This is a genomic window from Nocardia sp. NPDC050799, assembly GCF_040654015.1.
Lineage (GTDB): Bacteria > Actinomycetota > Actinomycetes > Mycobacteriales > Mycobacteriaceae > Nocardia.
The window spans coordinates 1-1,004 of the sequence record NZ_JBFAHF010000146.1; the positions used below are offsets into that span (position 1 = coordinate 1).

Here is a 1,004-nt window from a genome sequence, read left to right on the forward strand (position 1 = left end):
ATCGCGCTCGGCATGGTGGCGCTGTGGTGCTTCCCACACGTTCACCGCCTGTTCCATTCGATGAAGAATCCGGTGTTGATGTTAGGACTGGGTGGCTTTGTGCTGGGCCTGCTGGCGCTGGTGGGCGGAGAGATTACCCTGTTCAAAGGGCTGGATGAAATGAAGCGCCTCGCGGCAGACGGCAACTATTCGGTGCCGGCGCTGTTGACCGTTACCCTGACCAAGCTGGCGGCGCTGGTGATCGCCGCCGCCAGCGGCTTTCGCGGCGGGCGCATCTTCCCAGCGGTGTTCGTCGGGGTGGCGCTGGGGCTGATGCTGCACCAGCACGTTCCGGCGGTGCCGGCGGCGATCACCGTCTCCTGCGCCATTATGGGGCTGGTGCTGGTGGTCACGCGCGACGGCTGGCTCAGCCTGTTCATGGCAGTGGCGGTGGTGCCGGATCTGCACCTGCTGCCCGTCTTATGCATCGTGATGCTGCCCGCCTGGCTGACGCTGGCAGGCAAACCGCTGATGCTGGTGAACCGCCGGCAACCGCCGCACGACGATTAGTCCAGCGCGAACGCCGCGGCGGCGCGGGCGTGGATCGCGGTGGTGTCGAACACCGGCACCGACGCATCCCGCTCGCTCACCAGCAACCCTATCTCGGTGCAGCCGAAAATAATCCCCTGCGCGCCCTGTTGCTCCAGGTCGCTGATGATCCGGCGATACTCATCGCGCGAGGCGTCGCGAATGTTACCGAGGCACAGCTCGTCATAGATGATGCGGTGCACGATGTCACGATCGGCGCTGACCGGCGTCACCACATCAATGCCGTGCAATTCCTGCAGGCGGCCGCGGTAGAAGGTCTGCTCCATGGTAAAACGCGTGCCCAGCAGCCCGACGCGGCGAATGTTTTTTTCCCGCACCTGCAGCGCCGTGGCGTCGGCGATGTGAATCAGCGGCAGGCCGCTGGCCTGCTCGACCGCCTCCGCCACCTTGTGCATGGTGTTGGTGCAGATCACGAT

2 protein-coding genes are annotated in these 1,004 nt (G+C 64.8%); one reads left to right on the forward strand and one right to left on the reverse strand.

Annotated elements, in window-relative coordinates; genetic code table 11:
• On the forward strand, positions 1-549 hold a 549-nt coding region (locus AB0H42_RS36000; RefSeq protein ID WP_357064411.1), incomplete at its 5' end, for a chloride channel protein.
• Here AB0H42_RS36000 and AB0H42_RS36005 read toward each other — a convergent pair.
• Positions 546-1,004 (reverse strand): amino acid racemase (locus tag AB0H42_RS36005; protein WP_357064413.1); only part of this gene is annotated, 459 nt, incomplete at its 5' end. The genes AB0H42_RS36000 and AB0H42_RS36005 overlap by 4 nt on opposite strands.